General features: G+C 35.7%; 20 protein-coding genes. 14 read left to right on the top strand and 6 right to left on the bottom strand.

Annotated elements, in window-relative coordinates; translation table 11 throughout:
- Positions 1–136 precede the first annotated feature (136 nt).
- From tsaD to FNW21_RS06035, 7 genes are all read left to right on the top strand, one after another.
- Positions 137–1,159, top strand: coding sequence for a tRNA (adenosine(37)-N6)-threonylcarbamoyltransferase complex transferase subunit TsaD (tsaD, locus tag FNW21_RS06065; RefSeq protein WP_144255847.1), 1,023 nt, complete (start codon positions 137–139; stop codon positions 1,157–1,159).
- A gap of 3 nt (positions 1,160–1,162) precedes the next feature.
- Positions 1,163–1,873, top strand: coding sequence for a 16S rRNA (uracil(1498)-N(3))-methyltransferase (locus FNW21_RS06060; protein WP_144255846.1), 711 nt, complete (start codon positions 1,163–1,165; stop codon positions 1,871–1,873).
- Between the two features lie 63 nt (positions 1,874–1,936).
- Positions 1,937–2,575 (top strand): DUF4159 domain-containing protein, encoded by a 639-nt coding sequence (locus tag FNW21_RS06055; protein ID WP_144255845.1) that lies wholly within the window; start codon positions 1,937–1,939, stop codon positions 2,573–2,575.
- Positions 2,576–2,923: 348 nt separating this feature from the next.
- Positions 2,924–3,874: a zinc metalloprotease gene (locus FNW21_RS06050; protein ID WP_144255844.1), complete on the top strand. Its 951-nt coding sequence runs from the start codon at positions 2,924–2,926 to the stop codon at positions 3,872–3,874.
- Between the two features lie 82 nt (positions 3,875–3,956).
- A complete protein-coding gene (locus tag FNW21_RS06045) occupies positions 3,957–5,048 on the top strand; it encodes an AI-2E family transporter (protein WP_144255843.1) in 1,092 nt (363 codons plus the stop codon).
- Positions 5,049–5,050: 2 nt separating this feature from the next.
- Positions 5,051–6,232 (top strand): THUMP-like domain-containing protein, encoded by a 1,182-nt coding sequence (locus FNW21_RS06040; RefSeq protein WP_144255842.1) that lies wholly within the window; start codon positions 5,051–5,053, stop codon positions 6,230–6,232.
- A gap of 2 nt (positions 6,233–6,234) precedes the next feature.
- Positions 6,235–6,801 (top strand): hypothetical protein, encoded by a 567-nt coding sequence (locus tag FNW21_RS06035; protein ID WP_144255841.1) that lies wholly within the window; start codon positions 6,235–6,237, stop codon positions 6,799–6,801.
- Here FNW21_RS06035 and FNW21_RS06030 read toward each other — a convergent pair.
- Complete coding sequence (locus tag FNW21_RS06030) at positions 6,798–7,475, bottom strand: M15 family metallopeptidase (protein WP_235889596.1); 678 nt, start codon at positions 7,473–7,475, stop codon at positions 6,798–6,800. The two genes, FNW21_RS06035 and FNW21_RS06030, sit on opposite strands and share 4 nt — an antisense overlap.
- A gap of 1,113 nt (positions 7,476–8,588) precedes the next feature.
- Here FNW21_RS06030 and FNW21_RS06025 point away from each other — a divergent pair.
- The 6 genes from FNW21_RS06025 to FNW21_RS06000 all read left to right on the top strand — a co-directional run bounded on the left by FNW21_RS06025 (position 8,589) and on the right by FNW21_RS06000 (position 12,409).
- A complete protein-coding gene (locus FNW21_RS06025; protein WP_144255840.1) occupies positions 8,589–9,569 on the top strand; it encodes an endo alpha-1,4 polygalactosaminidase in 981 nt (326 codons plus the stop codon).
- A 229-nt stretch (positions 9,570–9,798) separates the two neighbouring features.
- Positions 9,799–10,149, top strand: a complete 351-nt coding sequence (locus FNW21_RS06020; protein WP_144255839.1) for a type II toxin-antitoxin system RelE/ParE family toxin — start codon at positions 9,799–9,801, stop codon at positions 10,147–10,149.
- Positions 10,136–10,435, top strand: coding sequence for a helix-turn-helix domain-containing protein (locus tag FNW21_RS06015; RefSeq protein ID WP_144255838.1), 300 nt, complete (start codon positions 10,136–10,138; stop codon positions 10,433–10,435). The genes FNW21_RS06020 and FNW21_RS06015 overlap by 14 nt, the downstream gene beginning before the upstream one ends.
- 235 nt (positions 10,436–10,670) lie before the next feature.
- Positions 10,671–11,672 (top strand): hypothetical protein, encoded by a 1,002-nt coding sequence (locus tag FNW21_RS06010; RefSeq protein WP_144255837.1) that lies wholly within the window; start codon positions 10,671–10,673, stop codon positions 11,670–11,672.
- Positions 11,673–11,755: 83 nt separating this feature from the next.
- Positions 11,756–12,049 (top strand): type II toxin-antitoxin system HigB family toxin, encoded by a 294-nt coding sequence (locus FNW21_RS06005; RefSeq protein WP_144255836.1) that lies wholly within the window; start codon positions 11,756–11,758, stop codon positions 12,047–12,049.
- Between the two features lie 3 nt (positions 12,050–12,052).
- Entirely contained in the window at positions 12,053–12,409 is a 357-nt protein-coding gene (locus FNW21_RS06000) for a helix-turn-helix domain-containing protein (protein ID WP_144255835.1), read from the top strand.
- Between the two features lie 56 nt (positions 12,410–12,465).
- Here FNW21_RS06000 and FNW21_RS05995 read toward each other — a convergent pair whose 3' ends face one another.
- The 5 genes from FNW21_RS05995 to FNW21_RS05975 form a co-directional block, all read right to left on the bottom strand.
- A complete protein-coding gene (locus FNW21_RS05995) occupies positions 12,466–13,272 on the bottom strand; it encodes an ABC transporter ATP-binding protein (RefSeq protein ID WP_144255834.1) in 807 nt (268 codons plus the stop codon).
- 163 nt (positions 13,273–13,435) lie between these two features.
- Positions 13,436–14,302, bottom strand: coding sequence for a nitrate ABC transporter permease (ntrB, locus tag FNW21_RS05990; protein WP_144255833.1), 867 nt, complete (start codon positions 14,300–14,302; stop codon positions 13,436–13,438).
- Positions 14,303–14,453: 151 nt separating this feature from the next.
- On the bottom strand, positions 14,454–15,680 hold the full coding sequence (locus FNW21_RS05985) for a CmpA/NrtA family ABC transporter substrate-binding protein (RefSeq protein WP_144255832.1): 1,227 nt from the start codon (positions 15,678–15,680) through the stop codon (positions 14,454–14,456).
- 37 nt (positions 15,681–15,717) lie between these two features.
- Complete coding sequence (locus FNW21_RS05980) at positions 15,718–17,169, bottom strand: alginate export family protein (protein WP_144255831.1); 1,452 nt, start codon at positions 17,167–17,169, stop codon at positions 15,718–15,720.
- Positions 17,170–17,745: 576 nt separating this feature from the next.
- A complete protein-coding gene (locus tag FNW21_RS05975; protein ID WP_144255830.1) occupies positions 17,746–18,450 on the bottom strand; it encodes a Crp/Fnr family transcriptional regulator in 705 nt (234 codons plus the stop codon).
- 278 nt (positions 18,451–18,728) lie between these two features.
- Here FNW21_RS05975 and FNW21_RS05970 point away from each other — a divergent pair, with 278 nt between their 5' ends.
- Entirely contained in the window at positions 18,729–22,241 is a 3,513-nt protein-coding gene (locus tag FNW21_RS05970; protein ID WP_144255829.1) for a nitrate reductase, read from the top strand.
- Positions 22,242–22,295: the final 54 nt, after the last annotated feature.

Raw genomic sequence — 22,295 nt, 5'->3', positions numbered from 1 at the left:
CACATCGAAAATTAAAATGGATAATGCGAATACTAAAGCATTCGTTTGATAAAAAAATCGTTAATTTTGTCATCGCTGTAAAAATAAAGATTTTTATGGCGGTTTATCAAATATAATTCAAATTTTATGCCTTTTTATGCAAAATTCTGATGTTTTTATTCTTGCAATCGAAAGTTCATGCGATGATACCGCTGCAGCCGTTTTACATAACGACAAAGTATTGTCAAATGTTGTAGCTAACCAACTCATTCACAATCAATACGGTGGCGTAGTGCCTGAATTGGCGTCGCGGGCTCACCAACAAAATATTGTCCCCGTTATTGACGCGGCATTGAAGAAAGCGGGAATCAAAAAAGACCAATTGTCTGCCATTGCATTTACACAAGGCCCGGGACTTATGGGCTCCCTGCTGGTAGGAAGTTCGTTTGCAAAGTCTCTGGCTTTGGCACTTCAAATTCCTTTGATAGCGGTCAATCACATGCAGGCACATATTTTGGCTCATTTTATCGCCGAGGAAGGATTCGAAAAACCTACTTTTCCATTTTTGGCACTCACAATTAGCGGTGGACATACTCAAATTGTGCGTATTGATTCCTTTTTTGACATGACCATTATAGGCGAAACTACGGATGATGCCGTGGGAGAAGCCTTTGACAAAAGTGCCAAAATACTAGGACTCCCCTATCCTGGTGGGCCATTAGTCGATAAATATGCACAATTGGGTAACCCTAAAGCATTTGCCTTTACCAAGCCAAAAGTACCTGGATTGGATTTTAGTTTTTCGGGATTAAAAACCGCTATTTTGTATTTTATCCAAAAGAAAAAAATAGAAAATCCCAATTTCATAACCGAAAATCTAACGGATATTTGTGCTTCGATACAACATACCATTATTGAAATTTTGATGGATAAATTGACCCTTGCCGTACAAGAAACGGGTATCAAGCAGATTGCAATTGGCGGAGGTGTATCGGCCAATTCTGGGATTAGAGCCACCTTAAAAGAAACCGAAAATAAATACGGATGGAAAACTTTTATCCCTAAATTTGAATACACTACCGATAATGCTGCAATGATTGGAATTGTAGGTTATCAAAAGTTTTTATCCCAACAATTCGAAACCACTGCCGTAGTTTCCAAAGCACGAATACAATTCTAAATTATGCAATTATTTTACAATCCTTCTGTTACCGAAATGACCGAAAATTTTTCTTTTGATAAAGAAGAAAGCAAACATATTATCAAAGTTTTACGAAAAAAAGATACTGATATTCTCTATGTCACCAATGGATTAGGTTTTTTATTTAAAACCGAAATCACACTCGCCTCCGATAGTAAATGCACCGTAAAAATCTTGTCATTCGAAAAAGTAGCACCTTCAAAATTCAAATTGCACTTGGCTGTTGCTCCTACTAAAATGAATGATCGCTACGAATGGTTTCTGGAGAAAGCCACCGAAATTGGCATTCACGAAATCACACCCATTATATGTGATCGCTCCGAGCGAAAAGTCGTCAACAAAGAGCGTTTTGACAAAATAATATTGACGGCAATGAAACAATGCAACCAATTGTATCTCCCTAAATTGAATGAAGCGGTCTCCTACAAAGAGTTCCTAAAACAGCAAAATGAAGGATTACAATTCATTGCACATTGTGAGGAAACCAATAAGAAAACATTAAAATCGGTATTGAAAACCAACGAAAATTGTACGCTTCTCATTGGACCAGAAGGCGATTTTTCCGAAAAAGAAATTGCACTAGCATTAGCTAATCATTACATTCCCGTTTCATTAGGCAACACGAGATTGCGCACCGAAACGGCAGCAATTGTAGCCTGCCATAGTGTTGTTTTTTTTAACGAAAACGAATAGCTTTTGACAACTAACCCCGAAAAAAAGCAATAAAAACCACCCTGTTAAGCACACTCTATCCAAATGAAAAAGCTATTCTTTGTCATATTTTTGGTTTCCTATGCCAGTTTTTCGCAAGAAATAGCGTTGCTAAAATACAGCGGAGGCGGAGATTGGTATGCGAATCCTACATCGTTAACCAATTTAATTCGGTTTTGCAATACTACTATTGCTACCAAAATCAAAGCGAAACCAGCCGTTGTAACCCCGAATAGTCCAGACTTACTTTCGTATCCATTTGTCCACATGACAGGGCACGGGAATGTTGTTTTTAGCGATGCCGATGTTACCAATTTAAGAAATTACCTCAATTCTGGCGGTTTCCTCCATGTTGATGACAATTATGGCATGGATCAATACATTCGAAAAGAAATAAAAAAAATATTCCCTAACACTACTTTAGTGGAGATTCCTGCCAATCATGCGCTTTTTCAAAAACCGTTTTTGTTTGCCAATGGATTACCCAAAATACACGAACATGACGGCAAAAGACCCCAAGCTTTTGGGATATTTGTAGCCAACAAACTCGTTTTGTTGTACACCTACGAATGCGATCTGGGCGATGGCTGGGAAGATCCAGAAGTACACAATGACCCCGCCGAAGTTCGAGAAAAAGCGCTCAAAATGGGAGCTAATATTATTAATTATATTTTTAATAATTAAGTACCCCTACAGTCAAAAAATATGCAAATAGCATAACTCTCGTATTACACCAAGCGTTGTTAGTGGTAATTATATAATATAAAAACAAGCCTTGATTGGAATTAAAGACCCTCTTTCAAGACAAAAAAAACTTTATAGAAGTTCTTTCATTACATTCTCCCTTTATTTTTGCAGTGGAATTCAAAAGTCCAATTCTAACCGAATAAGCAACTGTTTTTCATTAGAACTCGCATACCAATCACCGTTTTTTTTTATTTTTTTTAAAAATTGTTTTATCAGAAAAAATGTTATATTATTGCAATTAATATAACCTAAACCATTTTTTTATAACAAAAAACCACTGCTATTATGAAAAAAATTCTTTTAAGTGCAACAGCATTTTTAATGCTATTTTCTTGTCAAAATGACCAAACTGATGTAAACACGTCGGCTCCAAATGCAACTTCTAGACGCTTATGTGCCGCTCAAGATGTATTAGCCGAACAGTTAAAAGCCGATCCTACATTAGCTTTAAGAATGAACCAAATTGAAACATTTACTCAAAAAGTAATGTTGACTAAACGTTTAGTGAACGGCAAAGTGGTGATTCCAGTTGTTGTTAATGTATTGTATAGAACTGCTGCCGAAAACATTTCTGATGCACAAATTCAATCCCAAATTGATGTATTAAATAAAGATTATACGGCTACAAATCCTGATTTCAGTAATACTCCTGCAGAGTTTGCAGGCGTTGCAGCAAATGTTGGTATTACTTTCGAATTGATTAAAATCAATAGAAAATCGACTACCAAAACTTCATGGGGAACTAGAGATGCGATGAAAAAAACAAAACAAGGAGGTTTAGACCCAACTACACCAACAACAACTTTAAATATTTGGGCATGTACAATTGGTGGAGGTATTTTAGGATATGCGCAATTTCCAGGAGGATCTTCAGCTACAGATGGAGTTGTTATTGATTCAAACTATTTTGGAGTATCAAGTACAGCAAGTTACCCTTACAATTTGGGACGTACCGCTTCTCATGAAGTTGGTCACTGGATGAATCTTCGTCATATTTGGGGTGATGCTTCCTGCGGAGATGATTTAGTTTCGGATACTCCAGTTCATAAAACATCCAACTTTGGAGTTCCTACCTACCCATACGTAAGCACTTGTTTGCCAGCTCATAACGAAATGACGATGAACTACATGGATTATACTGATGATAGAGGTATGTACATGTTTACCAATGGTCAAAAAGCAAGAATGACTGCTTTATTTGTTTCTGGTGGAGCTAGAGCAGCTTTTGGAAAATAATTTTTTTTAATTTTTTTTTTTAGATTTTAAACTCGCTACTGGTTAGCGAGTTTTTTTTACCTTTATAACCTAAAGAAATACTATGCTATCTTCAAAAATTATTGGAAACGGAATTGTTCGAGCCATTGCAATGCTTGTTATCATTGCCTTGATTCTCTATTTTTTATACCAAATTCAGTCCGTTCTTATTTACCTTTTGGTCTCTTTGATACTCACCCTCATTGGGAATCCTATTTTGGATTTTTTGAAAAAAAGGTTAAAATTCAACCATACCCTAGCCACAGTCGTGACTCTACTGTTTTTTGTTTTGATAATTGCTGGTTTTATCATGCTGTTTATTCCGTTGGTTTTATCGCAAGGCGAAAACTTATCACTTTTGAATACCGCCAAAATAGAACAAAACAGCATTCAACTGTTGCGTCAAATAGAAACATTCCTCGAAAACCATCATATCGATAGTGGCAAAATGATGAAAGAAGCCAATATCACATCAAAAATCAATTTTGATTTTATACCTAATTTTTTGAATGCTGTTTTGGGAACGATTAGTAGTTTTGGTATGGGATTAGGATCCGTATTGTTCATTACTTTTTTCTTTTTAAAAGACAAAAAACTATTCGTAACTGGTGCCAAAACATTGATTCCCGACACGCACGAGGACAAAATTTTGAGCTCTTTAGAAAAAATAAACCACCTACTTTCCCGCTATTTCATTGGTTTATTGCTTCAATTATTTATTGTTTTTATATTGTATGTTATCGTATTACTCATTTTTGGGATTCCTAATGCGCTGGTTATAGCTTTTTTATGCGCAGTACTCAATATCATTCCATATATTGGCCCGTTAATTGCCTCTGTACTAGCAGGAGGATTGACTATGTTGAGCAATCTTGGAAGCGATTTTCAGACGGAGATTTTACCCCAAACCATTTATATTTTGATTGGTTTTTGGATTGTACAAATCATTGACAACAATCTATCTCAACCCATTATTTTTTCTAAAAGTGTGAGTTCGCACCCGCTGGAAATTTTTCTAATTATCCTTATAGCAGGATTTCTATTTGGGATTTTAGGAATGATTGTCGCTGTTCCTTTGCTCACTATTTTGAAAGTGATAGGCAAAGAATTTTTTCCCGAAAATAAGATTGTTGCATTACTAACTAAAGACATTTAATTTTGGATTTAAAAATTCTAAATCCTGATGTGCAGGCATTTATAAACAATTCGATTGCTATTGAAGTTTCAAAATTAGCGTTGCAAAAAAATCCGTTTCCAGACTTGGATTGGATTGCTATTTTGAACCAAATTGAAGCCAAAGCCAAAGCCAAAAACAAGTTGCCCACTTGGTTTAATACGCCCTCTATTTTTTATCCCAGCAAAATTTCAATCGAGCAAACCTCCTCCGAAAAAACAGCTGATTATAAATCAAAAATCGTTTCTGGAAATTCCTTAATTGATCTTACTGGAGGTTTTGGTGTAGATGATTACTACTTTGCCCAACAACTAAAAACGGTTGTTCATTGCGAAATAAATACCACTTTGTCAACAATTGTAGCACACAATTTTAAGCAATTAGCGGTGCAAAACATGAGCTGTTATGCGGGAGATAGTGCCGCTATTTTGAAAAAAATGCACCAAAAATGGGATTGGATTTACATTGATCCCTCCCGTCGAAATGACGCCAAAGGCAAAGTATTTATGCTGCAAGATTGCTTGCCCAATGTTCCTGAAAATTTAGATTTTTATTTTGAAAATGCTCCTTCGATTTTAATAAAAACAGCACCTTTACTGGATCTATCAGCTGGATTATTAGAATTAAAAAATGTTAAAACCATTCATATTATAGCATTAGAAAACGAAGTAAAAGAGCTATTATGGGAATTGCACCACCACTACAATGGGGAAATTACCCTTAAAACGGTGAATATTACAAAAGATAAAAACGAAACTTTTGACTTTGTTTGGAATGCCAAAACACAAGTTCCCACTTTTGGTTTGCCTCAAAACTATTTGTATGAACCCAATAGTGCCGTCATGAAATCGGGTGGGTTTGATGAAATTGGTGTTTTTTATAACCTAAAAAAACTGCATAAACAGTCGCATTTGTACACATCCGAAATGATTATTGACTTTCCGGGCAGAATTTTTGAAATACAAAAAGTGATTCCGTATGGCAAAAACGACATGAAAAGGAACCTCGAAAATACCAAAACAAATATCACCACTCGGAATTTTCCAGACTCGGTAGAAAGCATTCGTAAAAAATGGAAAATAAAAGAAGGTGGAAATACCTATTGTTTTTTTACAACAACCGAAAATAATCATAAAATAGTTTTAATTTGCACCAAAATAAAATAAAAATGAAATACCTATTACTGCTCGCCTTACTGTTAAGTTTGAATCTATATGCCCAAAAACCATGCGAATACAGCGTAAATGTTACAGACTCGCTTGGTACCTACAAATCGACCAAAGAATACATGTTGTGCGAAAAAAACTTTGCAGGAACTGCCAATTATGTATTTTTCTCGTTGTCCTTAACCGATGGTTTGCCTACAGTCAACGTACAATTAATTCAAAAAAGTAAAAGTTTCATCAAGGCTAATTGTTTTGATAAAGATTCAAAAATTTTCCTGCAGTTAAATGACGGAAAAATAATCACGCTCCTGCACATGAACGACGAGAATTGTGGCACCTTATTGCGTGACGACAAAGGCTTTGATAATAGAGTAACGACTGGGGTTTTTATGTTTATGAAAGATAGTTTTGCAGCTCTTAAAAGCTCCCCAATATCCATGATGCGCATAAAATATTTGACCGATACCGAGGATTATGTCCTCAAAAAAGAGTTCACATCAGAGTTGAATAATGTAGTTTACAAACCAGAAACCTATTTTATGGATACCATTAAGTGTATCGAAAACTAATTGCAATCCCATTTAGTATTTGCAACGGGATCCTTCAAGGCGGTTCTTAAATTATAATGCCACCATTCCGAATCAAAAGAATTGAAGCCTTTTTTGTTCATTATTTTTTTTAATAAAGCCCTGTTCTCCAGTACTTCCTGTGAAAAATTAAGATAATTATGTCCCGCTTCTTTTCCAAAAAAATCGAATGTAGTTCCCATATCCAATTCCTTTCCAGTGGCATCCACCAAGGTAATATCGACCGCTCCACCCCTATTGTGAATGGATCCTTTGGCAGGATTGGCAACATACTCGGGATTGGGAACTAGGATCCACATCTTTTTTTGGATATCCAAAGGTCGGTAACAATCAAATAGTTTAATGCGAAAGCCTTTTTTCATAAACTTTTCATTGGCTTCGAGCAATGCGCGCACGGTTTTTAAACGAAGAAAGCATTCGGCACAATCGTATACTTTGGCTTTCAGGAAATTGGCATCGGTGGCGTATTTCATATCATAAACAAAATCTAAACTATAGTCTTTTAAGTTTACAAATGTGGTGTCACTCACCGCGGGCAACACTCTAGGAAGATGGCTTGTAGTTTGCGATTTACAGGAAATACTCCCAAAAAAGCAACAGAGAAGCAGACCAAACTGGTTTCGGAAATACATATTTTTTTCTATAAAAATAGGCATTTTAAATTAGCAACAGTACGGGTTTTAAAAAAAGTTAGCCCCGGATTTGAAGAAAACGAAAGTACTTTGACAACGTGAAGCTAACTCGAATATATACTAATTGTTTCTTTTTGCCACAAATTTCACAAATTAACACAAATTATATTGGATTGAAAATTACACAAATTCAATCGAAAATGGAAATCAAAACCGAAAAACACAATCAACAACATCTGTAATGTTTTGTTTTTTAAGTGTTTAAAAAAAATAGAATTCCCTAAATTATGTTGAATCTTAAATTACACAAATTTCATCGAAAATGGAAATCAAAACCGAAAAATACATTCAATAATATCTGTAAAATTTTGGTTTTTGAGTGTTTTATTTGACGGATAAAACAAGTTTATCCCCATTTTAATTCCATTTTTGACACACTGAACAAAAAAAATCTATACAATCTGTTACATCGCTCTCACCCGTGGGCAAATTGTATCCAATACTAACGTTCTGGCGTTAAAAGCGAATGACTTGAAAAAAAGCAGCTCTTTTTAGCCTATTGAAAAAGTTACATTGCATCCAGTTTTCTCTAAAAGTAGCCTTGTATTTGGTTGAAGTCATTAAAAACTAGCCCTCTTTTTTCCAACTAAAACTAGAATCAATTGATTGTGTAGCATAAAATGAGGTAAAATAGCAAAAAAATATTTTTTCCTTTTTTGTAAAACAGGTTAAAATGGTAAAAAAAACGACTAATTGTATGTTAATACTACTTTATTATAGTATAATACTACTATTTTATAGTAGTACACTATAATTTTATAGTAAGTTACTCCACTTATTGTAGTTTTATACTACAATAAAATAGTATAAAACTCGTTTATTATAGTGTTACACTATAAAATAATAGTATTAACCTATTTTATTATAGCATAAGACTACTTTTATCTTCCAAAAAACGAGTAGTTCTCTTTATGCCGAATTGTCTTTGGCATTACGCCAAAGGTTTTGGTAAATTTTGCATTGGCAGTATCCAAATTCACATTGCCACTTTGGCAACAGCTAACCCAAAATAGATTTTAATTACTACAAAACAATTTACACCAGCAAATGGCGTTGTTATCCTATAAAAAAACAACTATGCGATTTCTATCCCTTACGGTACTTGGCTTACTATTTCTTTCATCGTGCAGCAAAGATGAAACTGTTTCTAATGGCGATTCGGTGACGGATGCCAAGCAAAAAATGCGTGATTTTGTCATAGGAATCAGTCAGTATTCGAAAGGAATTAATCCAAAATTCAACATTATTCCACAAAACGGAATAGAGTTAGTGAGCAGTACAGGCGAAAGTTCTGGTGCGCCAGACACCGCGTACCTCAACGCAATTGACGGCAATGGGCAAGAGGATTTGTTTTATGGCTATGACAATGACAACCAAGAAACTCCTGCTACTACGGTTAATTATCTAAAAAGTTTTTTGGCGATTTCAAAAAATGCAGGCAAAAAAATTCTGGTGACCGATTATTGTTCTACGCCCTCCAAAATGACTACTTCGTATGCCGATAACCATGCCGCAGGATACGTTTCGTTTGCGGCCAGCCAAAGAGAGCTCAACACCATTCCAAATGTTCCCAGCACGATATATCAGGAAAACAATGCTGTGGTAAGCGCTATGGAGCAGGTCAAAAACTTTTTGTACCTCATCAATCCTGATAATTTTACCACAAAAACCGCCTTTATAAATGCCATAACCGCAACCAATTATGACTTGCTTATTATGGATTTGTATTTTCATGATGGCAGCGAATTTACCGCAACCGAAATCGATCAACTAAAAAACAAAGCCAATGGTGGCAAACGATTGGTGATTTCGTACCTCTCCATTGGCGAAGCCGAAAACTACAGGTACTATTGGCAACCCAGCTGGAAACCCAACAACCCCACTTGGATAGATGCCGAAAATCCCGATTGGCCAGGCAATTATAAAGTAAAATATTGGACTCCCGAATGGCAAACTATCATTTATGGCAATGAAAATTCGTACCTCAAAAAAATAATAAATGCCCATTTTGATGGCGCTTATTTAGACATTATTGATGCTTTTGAGTTTTATGAATAAGGAAAAAACGTGCTTTTATTTACTGAAACTGGAGTAAACTAACAGCGACTACATGTAGCCTTTGATGGATTTCAAAGGCTTTTTTTGTGAATGGAAAAAGATTATATTTTGAAATTATAAGTTGATTGAAACCCAAAAAAAGGTTTGGGAAAATAAATTTATAAAATATAAATAAAGATAAAAGAATAAAAATAGTGTACTTTAGTACAACTTTATTAATTTTGCTTTTGTGCAGAAAGAAATTAAAATACGAACCGTAACATTTTACAAAAATTACTTTGTCGAATTCTTTGTAAAACAACGTGAAAAAGTTCAAGACAAAATAACTTGGACATTAGAATTAATAGAACAATTAGAAAAAATTCCTGAAACTTATTTAAAGCATATTGAAAATACAGAAGGATTATACGAAATAAGAGTAAAACAAGGAAGTGATATTTTTAGAATATTTTGTTTTTTCGATAAAGGAAAATTAATAATTCTAGCTAATGGTTTCCAAAAGAAAGAACAAAAAACGCAAAAAAAAGAAATTGAAAAAGCATTAAAAATAAAAAAAGAATACGAAAATGAAAACAAATAACTTAAAAACACTCGCTGAATTCAAAGAGGAATTTTACGGTAAAAATGGAACTGAAAAACGAGATAAATTAGAAAAAGGATACGAGCAATTTAAACTAGGTGCTTTAATTCATGATGCCAGAATTGAAAAAGGATTGACTCAAGAAGAACTTGCAACCAAAAGCGGTACAACTAAATCGTATATTTCAAGAATAGAAAACAACGTAAAAGAAGTACGGTTTTCTACGTTACAAAAAATCGTTGAATTGGGATTAGGAGGGAAATTAGAACTTGCCATTAAACTATAAATAGGAAATATTATCCTAAAATGACAAGTCCTTCACTGCATAGAAAGTTACAACTGGCACTTATTTAAATTGTAAGTTTCTATTAAACATAGCCTTTGATAGATTTCAAAGGCTTTTTTTTGTGGTTGAAAAAGTGTATATTTGGGAGGAATATAGCTGACTGAAGTTGAATTATAATAGGGAATAATTTGATTCGTATTGCAAATTAACCTGTTCTATGAAAATCTAAAATAATTTGGAAAAATTAGAAAAATTAAAAAACAGTTCACATTTGGTAATATTAGGAGCAGGAGCAACTATGGCAACGATTCCAAATGGAGATAAAAACGGACGAAAAAGTTCCGTAATGAATAACTTTATTTCAGAACTTGGATTAAATGATTGCCTCAACAAAATTAAATTTAAAACAAAAAGTAATAACCTTGAAGATATTTATTCTGAAATTAATGAACGTGAAGATGCACTTGAAATAAAGTTAACTCTAGAAACTGCCATACGTAATCATTTCTCTCAACTTCGATTACCGGACAAACCAACAATATATGATTTATTAGTTTTAAGTTTAAGGCGAAAAGATGCAATTGCATCATTCAATTGGGATCCGTTGCTACTTGAAGCTTTTCACCGAGTAAGTAAAATAACTAAAGATTTACCTGAATTGATTTTTTTACATGGAAATGTTCATGCAGGAATATGCAGAAAAGATAACCAATATGGGCATATTCGTTCTAAATGTAAAATATGTGGAAATAGATTTGAGTTTATTCCTTTGTTGTATCCAATTAAAAATAAAGATTACACAAAAGACATTTTTATTTCTGAACAATGGAATAAAATTCATGATTATCTACAACAATCTTTACTTATTACAATTTTTGGATATGGCGCTCCTAAAACTGATGAAGGAGCATTAAATTTATTAAAAAAAGGATATGGTACGAATACTCGATATTTAGATAATGTAGAAATTATTGATATAAAAGAAGACAGAGACGAATTATATGATTCTTGGGAGCATTTCTCTAAAATTTCAAACGGTCATTTAGAATTACACACTTCTTTTTTTGACAGTTATATTTCTGAATTTCCGCGCAGAAGCGTTGAAGAATATTATAAAAGGAATATAACCGGTTGGTGGGGAGAATCTTCCTTCTCATTAAAAAGTAACTATGAAACTTTTGCTGAATTGGAAAATGATTTTAAGGATATTTTAAAGACAGAAGTAAGCTTGGAATAAATACGGGAATTTTGAAAAGCAAATAATAAAAACATTTGTTCCCAAATTGGTAATTTAATTCTATCTTTGTAAAAAAATAAAGTTTGAGAGTAGTTGCAAAAAAGATTTTGAGAGACTTCTGGGAAGCGCATTCCGATTGTGAACAACAATTGAAATCTTGGTTTCGAGAAACTTCCAAAGCTGAATGGAAAAATCCAAGCGAAATAAAAAACGAATATCCAAGTGCTAGTATTTTGAATGATAATCGAGCAGTTTTTAATATAAAAGGGAATAATTACAGGTTAATTGTAAAAATAAACTATGAATATGAAATGGTTTGGATTCGGTTTATTGGAACTCACGCCGAATATGACAAAATTAACGCTAACACTATTTAGATTATGAACATCAATCTTATAAAAACTGAAAATGATTATAATCAAGCATTGGTAAGGCTTGAAATCATATTTGATGCAAAAAAAGGAACTGACGAAGGCGATGAGCTAGCACTTTTGGGAATGCTGATTGACCAATACGAAAACGAACATTTCCCAATAGATTTACCAGATCCAATTGAGGCGATAAAATTCAGAATGGAGCAAATGGGTTACAATCAGAATGATTTGGCTAAAATTATTGGATTTAAAAGCCGTGCCAGTGAAATTCTAAACAGAAAAAGAAAATTATCATTAGAAATGATTCGGCAATTGCACACGAGTTTAAATATTCCTACCGAAGTTTTGATCCAAACCTATTAGTATAAAAAATCCCTGCAATTCTCATCACAGGGATTCTAAAAAACAACCAATCTAAACTAATTTTTATAGACCATTCCCATATCCTCAATAGAAAATTTATCGGTTAATAGGTGTAGTAATTTGTCACGTAACTCAATGTATTCGGGCATTTTTACAATTTCGATTTTGTTTCTTGGTCTTGGCAAATGCACTTCGACAATTTCTCTAATGGTTGCTGCTGGGCCGTTGTTTAGGACTACAATTCTATCGGACAAAAACAAGGCTTCCTCAATGTCGTGGGTAATCATTACAATGGTTTTTTCCCGATTGTTAAGATTCCATAGTTTTAAAACTTCTAATTGCATGGAACCTTTGGTCAGTGCGTCGAGTGCGCCAAAGGGTTCGTCAAGCAACAAAACGCCTGGATTGATGGCAAATGCTCTGGCAATGGCCACACGCTGTTTCATTCCGCCGGATAATTGTCCGGGTAATTTATCGCGGTGCTCGATTAAATTGACCATTTTAAGGTTGTTGTCTACGATTTCATGTTTCTCCTTTGTGGAGCAATCCATAACCGAATCGACGGCTTGAAAAATGTTTTCATGTACGGACATCCAAGGCAATAGGGAATAATTTTGGAACACAATTCCTCGATCTGGGCCTGGGCCTTTGATGGCTTTATTGTCTAAAAGTACGGTTCCGCCTGTTGGGGTAAGCATCCCACCAATGGCGTTCATAATAGTCGATTTTCCGCAACCGGAATGCCCGATAATTGAAATAATTTCTCCTTTTTTGATAGACAAGTTGATATCTCGTACGGCAATGTATTTTCCTTTTGGAGTTGGAAATGAGATTTCCAAATCTTTGATTTCTAAATAACTCATGTTTTTGATGGTTTTACGTTTTTGGTGTTTGCATGATGTGTTTGCGTGATGTGTTTGCGTGAGTGATGGCAGTGGAGCTCTTTTTTGAGCCTTTTTTTGGCTCAAAAAAAGCGGGAACGTACAGCACGACCCGTAGTTTTTACGGAGGGGCACGCCATAGTAATTAGGCTTTGTAGGAGACTTTACTTTCGATAAAAGTGAAGATTCTGTCAAACAATAAACCTACGATTCCTATGATAATAATGGCCGAAATTACTTTCTCTAAACTCAAGGCGTTCCAGCTGTCCCATACAAAAAATCCTATTCCTGCACCACCTGATAGCATTTCGCCCGCAACAATTACCAACCACGCTACGCTTATACTCAATCGCAATCCGGTTATGATGTGAGGCAAACTGTAGGGTATTAAAATTTTGGTCAAATACCGCCATTTTGAAAATCCAAACGCTTTGGCTACATTTTTATGATCTTGTGGTATTGATGCAACGCCAAAAGAGGTGTTGATAAGCGTTGACCAAAGTGAGGTGATAAAAACGATGAAAATAGTTGCTAAACCTGTGTCCTTAAAAACTACCAACCCTATTGGGAACCAAGCCAAGGGCGAAACGGGTTTTAACAGTTGTACAATGGGGTAAAAAATTTGTTTGCAAATTGTGCTGGCACCCATCAAAATCCCAATAGGAATTGCGATTAATGATCCTAACAAAAACCCCGAAAGTACCGTTTTTATGGATTGAAACAATTGCAACCCAATTCCTTTGTCGTTAGGGCCATAATCGTAAAATGGGTCACTCAACATTTCTTTCAATACCGTTAAAGTGGCTGTTGGTCCCGGAAGTGCATCTTTGGTATAAAAGCTTAACAAACTCCAGAATCCGCCAAAACAGAGTAATCCAACTCCTGCCAATAGGACTGATTTTGATTTTTCTAAAAGGGTAATTAAGGTTTCTTTGAGTTTACTATTTTCGGCTGAATCGGCAATGATTTCTGATGATAAGTTCTCGATAGTTAGCGTGTTTTTATCAGACATGGTACTAGAATTTAAACGTTTTGTAATCTTTTTTTTAAGTTTTTATTGGTAAGGGTCGAATATCCTTTTTATTTATACCTACAAGGTCAAAAAAGACCTTGCAGGATATTTTTGTAAAGTACTCCCTTCCCTTCATGCTGGACTGGGGATATTATCGTTTCACTACTTTTAGATAAGCAGCTGGGTTATTGGGATCAAAAACGGTTTTGTCCATAGTAAGAGAAAACGGTTTCATATCGTCATTAGGCACTTTTACTTTCATGCTTTTAGCCACTTCTTCATACAAATCTTGCAATATTAATTTGTCAGCAATGGCTTTATAATTAGGTGCTTCTTTCAAATAGCCAAAACGTACATATTGTGCCATAGCCCATATTGCGTAGGATTTACGAGGGTAATTTACCATACCGCCTTTGTGAAATAACATATAATCATTACTATATACTTCGGTTCCTTGGTTGCAACCTAGGTCATAATTCCCCATCAATCTGTTTTCGATTACATCTGCTGGAGCGTTTACATACGGTGCTTTACCAATTATTGCAGCCGCTTTTTTACGATTAGCCGGATTGTCTAACCAGATACACGCTTCCATGATGGCTTTCATTACTTTTACAAGATCAGTTCTGCGTTTTTCGCTGAATTCTTTGTTGACAACCAATGCTTTTTCGGGATGGTCTTTCCAAATGTCTTGCGACGCTATTTGAGTAAAACCAATTCCTTGTTTTACGGCAACTCCGCCCCAAGGTTCTCCTACGCAGTATCCATCCATGTTCCCAACTTTCATATTAGCTACCATTTGCGGAGGCGGAATCGTGATGATTTTGACCGCTTTTTGGTTCAAACCAGCAATAGACATCCAGTTACGCAACCATAAATCGTGCGTTCCTCCAGGGAAAGTCATGGCGAAGGTTACTTCTTTTTCGGCTTTCAATTTTGCAGCAACAACGGGTGTTACTTTGTTCATTTGTTTGAAACCTACTTTTCCACAAAAGTCATTTGATAAGGTAATGGCTTGCCCGTTTACGTTAAGCATCATGGCAATCATCATTTCGGATCCTGCTTTTCCGCCTACTCCAGTGTATACTGAAAAAGGCATAGAATACAAGCAATGTGCGCCGTCAAGCTCGCCAGTAAGGACTTTGTCACGAATGTTTGCCCAAGAAGATTCCTTGGTTACTACCACTTCGACACCATATTTTTTGAACAATCCCAATTCTTTTGCCATAACAATTGGCGAACAATCGGTTAGGGGAATAAATCCCAATCGAACAGGATCATTTTGAGCCGCAACCTCTGAAAAAGAAGTAAGAATAAGAACCATCAATCCTAAAAATAAGGTTTTGATCGTTGTCAATTGTTGGTTTGATTTTTTCATCGTATTTGTTTTTACAAAATTACTATTGGAATTTATATTATTTTTTGGCTAAAAAATTAGGCTTGATATTCAATGAAATATAGGCGAAATCAGGAGAAAGATCCGCATTAGCCACATTTTTGACAGCGACAGATGCCATAGAATTGGTAGCTTTCATGAACATATATCCAGCTTCCAGGTTGATCATTTTGGTAAGATTGTATTTTACAACCATATCAACTTCGGTACCTAAATACGAATTTAGTTTTCCGCCTGTACCGTTCGAAAGTGTGTTTGCAGCTTCAAAACCGTGAATGTCTAGTAAAAGAGTCAAATTGTCTTTGGCGTTGTATTTCATTTTGAAAAAATAATTCAACAATCCTTGTTTTCCAAAACCATTTGCGGCATAAAAATAATCCATACCTCCCCAGAATTTATGTGGTGTTCCGTACAATGGATCAAAACGATTGTTCTCGGATGTTGCTGTTACTGTTTTGGTTCCATCATCTCCTGATAAGTAATCAATTCCAGGACCTACAAATAATTTACGTCCAAGTTGCACAGTTGATGATATAGAAGCTAGATTTGCACTCAACGAGCGACCGTCTTTGTCATGACCACCTTGGTGGTAAAAACTTCCCGTAAGATTTATTTTTCTGGTAGGATTGGTGTTGAAATAAATACCTGTAGTATTGCGACTCCAAACGCCTTCGCCATATACTTTGCTAGTCACAGCTGGTGTTCCTGAAGTTACAGTGGTATATTTATTAAAATCATCTTTAAAGAACAAGAAGGAAATGTCTCCAAAAAAGAATTTCTTATCTACATAAGCATATTGAAACGATTTGTACATGGTACCAATTGCGTTTGTTCCTGCGCCATAAGCAGGATTTGTTCCTGTATATACTGTCCCAACTGCGAGTTCTTTATTTTGATTAAAGGCCGCTCCAAAATCAGCAATCCATCCTTTGTTAGCATATTTAAGTACAATCGCATCATGTCTGCGCCCTTGTTGCAACCAATCTAATCCTCCCAATACTTTTTGATCATCATAGGATATTTCTTGGCGACCCATTTTTAGTGATAAATTTTGAATGGTGCTAATGGTATCAATCAAACTTACTTCGGCCCAAGCTTCGTGCACTAAAATTCCGTTATTGGCCTCGGTAGTTGTTCTATTGATAGAAGAAGCATCTTGTCCCCAAACGCGCACATCTTGAATGGACGTGTATATTTTGAATCGGTATCCTGTAAATCCTAAATTTAATCGTGTACGTTGCGAGTTGAATAAAGCTGCTTTTTCGCCTTTTTTCTGCAATGTTCCTTGTCCTGCTTTAATTTCGGTTCTTTCTCTAATTTGACCCGTAGCCGTCAACTGTGCCGATGTGTTGTTGTAACCCAAAACGGTTAAAGCGATTCCTAAAAAAACGGATTTAGATACATTTACAGCTCCAATTTTTTTGGCTGTAAAACCTTGAACTTTTTGTAATGTGGTGGTACTCTTTTGCATAATGATATGTTTTAATTAGTATGAAGCAAATGTACGTACGTATTTATACTTAAGTATTGTGTTTTTTACGGTCTGAAACACTTTTTTACACTGCATAAAAGGTTTAAATACCATTAAAAAACCTGTTTTTTCGCAGAAAACCCAGCTAAACACCTAGTTTACTGGACTTACAAATGAAACAAATAGTGTGAAATACGTACTTATTGAAGAATAAGAAGCAAATAATAGAAAGTAGTAGTATTGCAATTGGAAGTTTTTCTATAAAAAAAAGCCCAACGAATTGGGGGTATTAATTACAGCAATCACTGTATTAGCAATTATAAAATTTGTTGACGATGATGCGGATTTAACAGATTCGCATGGATTTTTTTTATTTAGTGTGCCAAAAATTGAATTAAAATCTGTGAAAATCAGTTTTATCCGTTAAATCCGTGGCTAATTTTTTAAAAGCGAATGGGTATCTTATTAAATTGGGAAGTACTTTATCCCTAATTTTCAATAGACTAAAGCTTTAGGATTAATGAGAAAGTGCTACAGCAGTGGCTTTTGACGAAAAATAAGCTGTCGTGCCATTCTCTAAATATACTTGTGTTCTATGATTTCGGATTGGAGTTTAGGGATTGCTAGCAAGCCAATTTTTTTTCCCACCGTTTTAATGAGGGCTTCTTTTTTCAGACTTGAAATCATTCGCGTCACTTGCTCCTCGGTAGTTCCTGCAAAATCAGCAATTTCCTTACGGGATAATTCTAGATCGATCATGCCATTGGTTTGTCCAAATTTTCGATGTATGTATAATAAGGTATCAATCACGCGTTCCCGAACATTCATGTGGGCAATTTTCCGAATATTATTTTCGCTTTTATTCAACTCATCGGCATAGAAAAGCATTAAATCAAAAGTGAATTCAGGAACCGTATGCAAAATTTCCAACATGATTTCGTTGCTGAAATTACATAAAACCGTATCCTCAAGTGCATAAGCACCAATCAAATACCGCTTACTAGTACCAAAACCTCTAAAACCCACCGTATCGCCTTCTTTTGTAAAACGAACTATTTGCTCTCGCCCATTAATTCCTGTTTTTACCGTTTTTACCTTTCCTTTGTAAATAAAATAAAGACCTTGAATGGGGGCTCCTTCAATGATAAATTGGTGTGCTTTTTTGCAAATAAAACTATGCTTTTTCTCGATGTAACTTTTCATTTGTTCTAAATGAAGGTGCTTTTTTATAAAACAATTTTCATTCAAACAGCTGTTACAATTGGCTAATGCTTCTTTCATAACCTCTTTTTTATAGTCAAATTAGTAGTGAACTTATTGCGGTAGGGCAATGTCCACTTTTTCAAATAGTACTTTTCGCAATATTGCACCCCTTATTTTAATAATTCTAAAAAATAAATTCCAATAAACACCTTTGTCATTTATTTTGTTCAAACTTATAAAAAAATAATGATGAAATACGTATTTATACGTAAAAATACGTATTTTTACAATCGAATTATAGAAAAGCGATTTTTTGCTTTTTATATTAGAGAAACTATAAATTAAGAAGTACTATAATGCAAAATTCAGAAATCAAAACGACCTGTTCTTATTGTGGAGTTGGATGTGGAATTATCGTTACCAATGATCCTAAAAATGGCGTAACCGTTACTGGCGACAAAGATCATCCCGTAAATAAAGGCATGCTTTGCTCCAAAGGAATGAACCTGCATTATGTGGTCAATGACACTTCGGATAGGATTTTACACCCCGAAATGCGCTGGAGCAAATCCCATCCCTTGGAACGAGTGAGTTGGGACACGGCACTAGATAGAGCAGCAGCGGTTTTTTCGTCAATTATAAAAAAACATGGCCCAGATAGCGTTGGTTTTTACATTTCTGGACAATGCTTAACCGAAGAATATTATTTGATCAACAAACTCGTAAAAGGATTTCTGAAAACCAATAACATCGATACCAATTCTCGCTTGTGCATGAGTTCAGCGGTGGCGGGGTACAAGAAAACATTTGGTGAGGATTCCGTGCCAATTGCTTATGACGATATTGAATTGGCGGATACTTTCCTGATCACAGGAGCCAATCCTGCTTGGTGCCACCCTATTCTCTTTAGACGCATCGAACAACACAAAGAGAAAAATCCAAAAACAAAAATCATAGTTGTCGATCCTAGAAGAACGGATTCAGCCCTAGCAGCCGATTTACATTTACAAATCATCCCCGGAACCGACATTATTTTATACCACGCATTAGCCAAACGATTAATCGAAAAAGGATATGCCGATACCGATTTTATAAAAAACCACACCGAAAACTTCTCCCTTTATAAGGATTTAGTGCTCTCAAGTTCATTAGAAAAAGCCTCAAAATTATGCGGCGTTCCTTTGAATGACATCAAGTTGGCCGCTGATATTATAGGCAAAGCCAAAGGTTTCCTATCGCTTTGGGCAATGGGTTTGAACCAAAGTGCTATTGGCGTGGACAAAAACACAGCCTTGCTAAACCTCTCGTTACTGACTGGACAAGTAGGAAAACCAGGATCTGGACCATTTTCCTTAACGGGTCAACCCAACGCTATGGGTGGTCGAGAAGTGGGTGGTATGGCTAATTTATTGGCTGCGCACAAAGAATTGAACAATCCAGAACACCGCAAAGAAGTAGCTGGATTTTGGGGCGTTGATGGCATATCCGAAAAACCAGGACTTACGGCGACCGAAATGTTTGACGCATTAGAATCGGGAAAAATGAAAGCGATTTGGATTATTTGTACCAATCCTCTAGTGAGTTTACCCGATGCTCGTAGAGTAGAAAAAGCATTGGCAAACGCCAAATTTGTTGTTGTTCAAGACATTTCGCACAACGCAGATACCTCAAAATACGCCGATTTATTATTGCCAGCTGCAGGTTGGTTAGAAAAAGAAGGCACCATGACCAATTCCGAAAGACGTATTTCCTATTTGCCAAAAGCTATCAATGCACCTGGCGAAGCCTTATCGGATGTGGAAATAGTGACTCGCTTTGCCAAAAAAATGAATTTCAATGGTTTCAATTACAACAACACCGAAGAAATTTATAAGGAACACACTCTTTTGACCAAGAACACGAATATTGATATTTCATTTTTAAATTACACCCGACTCAAAAACGAAGGTACTTTTCAATGGCCTGTTCCTGATTACGGACATCCCGGAACGCCTCGTTTATTTACCGACAAAAAGTTTTATACGCCCTCACAAAAAGCCATTTTTAATATCCCAACGGCTATTGACAATACCTCTGAACCGCCAAGCGAACAATTTCCTTATATTTTGACCACAGGTCGAATTCGAGATCAATGGCATACTATGACCAAAACTGGAAAAGTATCCCGATTAATGACCCATACACCAAGTCCATTATTAGATCTAAATCCTATAGATGCTTATAAATTAGGACTTGTAACTGGCGATATTGTTGTGGTAACCAGCAAGAATGGGACGGTGCGAGTAAAAGCAAAAGTGTCGGATTTAATTCGGGAAGGGGTCGTTTTCTTGCCTATGCACTGGGGAAAACAATTGGAAAACGACTTGAATAGAACCAATAATTTGACCAATACGCTGGTAGATCCTGTTTCGAAGGAACCTGATTTTAAATACACCACCGTGTCGATCACTAAATATGTAAAGCCTTTTCAGAAAATTGCTATTGTGGGTGCTGGAGCTGCCGCTTTTAGATTCATTCAAAATTATCGAGAAATCAATACCGAGGATGAAATTATAGTTTTTTCGAATGAAAAAAATCCGTTTTACAATCGGGTATTATTGCCTGAATATTTAACCGAAGAATTAACATGGGAGCAGCTTTTGAAAATAAAAGAAGATGCCCTTGCCAAACTCAACATCACCTTAAAAACCGAAGTAGGTATCGAGCATGTTGACAAAGAAAACAATACCATCACGGATAGTACGGGACAAAAACACACTTTTGATGCCTTGATTCTAGCCACAGGAAGCGGGCCGTTTATTCCTGAAAATGCGCAATTGCATTTGCCAGGCCGATTTACAATGCGTAAAAAAGCCGATGCTGATGGCCTTAAAAACTATTTGGATCAAACGGGTTTACCACCAAATGAGCAACACGTTGTCATTGTAGGTGGCGGATTACTTGGTTTAGAATTGGCTGCGGCACTCAAACATAAAAACATAAAAATTACAATTGTACAACGTGCCTCTAGGTTGATGGAACGCCAGCTAGACCGTATTTCGAGTAAATTATTAGCCGAAGAAGTACAACAAAGAGACATTCAAATCTATTTTGACAACGAAGTCAGTACCGTTTTTGACACCGAAAATCCAAACGAAATAGAAATTATTCTAAAAAGTGGACGAATCATAACGGCACATGCTGTGGTATACACTATTGGAACAATTCCGAATATTAAAATTGCTAAAGATGCCGGATTATCTTGTGGTCGTGGGGTAAAAGTAAACCAGTATTTACAAACCTCTAAACCCAATATTTTTGCCATTGGCGAAATAGCCGAATTCAATAATATGTTATTCGGAATTACATCGGCTGCGGAGGAACAAGCGGATATTTTGGCTAACTTTATGGCTGGCGATATTAGCAGTTACTACAAAGGCTCGGTTTTGATGAACATCCTTAAATTAGAAGATATTAATTTATGCAGTATTGGAGAAATCGAAATTCCCGAAAATGACGATTCGTATGAAGAAATTGTTTTTTCGGATTTAGGAAAACGCTATTACAAGAAGTGTGTCGTGAAAAATGACTTACTCGTGGGAGCCATTTTGATGGGCGATAAAAACGAATTTGCCGAATTCAAAACTATGATCGAAAGCAAAATAGAACTTTCGGACAAAAGGAATACCTTATTAAGAGGCAACTCCGAAGCCAAACCTGTTTTGGGCCGACTTGTTTGTTCTTGTAGCCAAGTAGGCAGCGGAAATATTGAGGAATCTATCAAAAGCGGTGTGACTAATTTTACCGAATTGTGTAAAACAACTGGAGCTGGATTAGGTTGCGGAAGTTGCAAAACCGAAGTAAAAGAGATTTTATCAAAATACAAATAGGCTTTTTTTTAGTTTAGAGCGTGAACTTTAAACTTTTGAACTTTTAAACTTTTA

Origin of the sequence: Flavobacterium restrictum, from assembly GCF_007097245.1 — a bacterium.
Classification (GTDB): Bacteria; Bacteroidota; Bacteroidia; order Flavobacteriales; family Flavobacteriaceae; genus Flavobacterium; species Flavobacterium restrictum.
The sequence above is the reverse complement of the archived record's forward strand: the minus strand, read 5'-3'. Positions and strand labels throughout refer to the sequence as shown.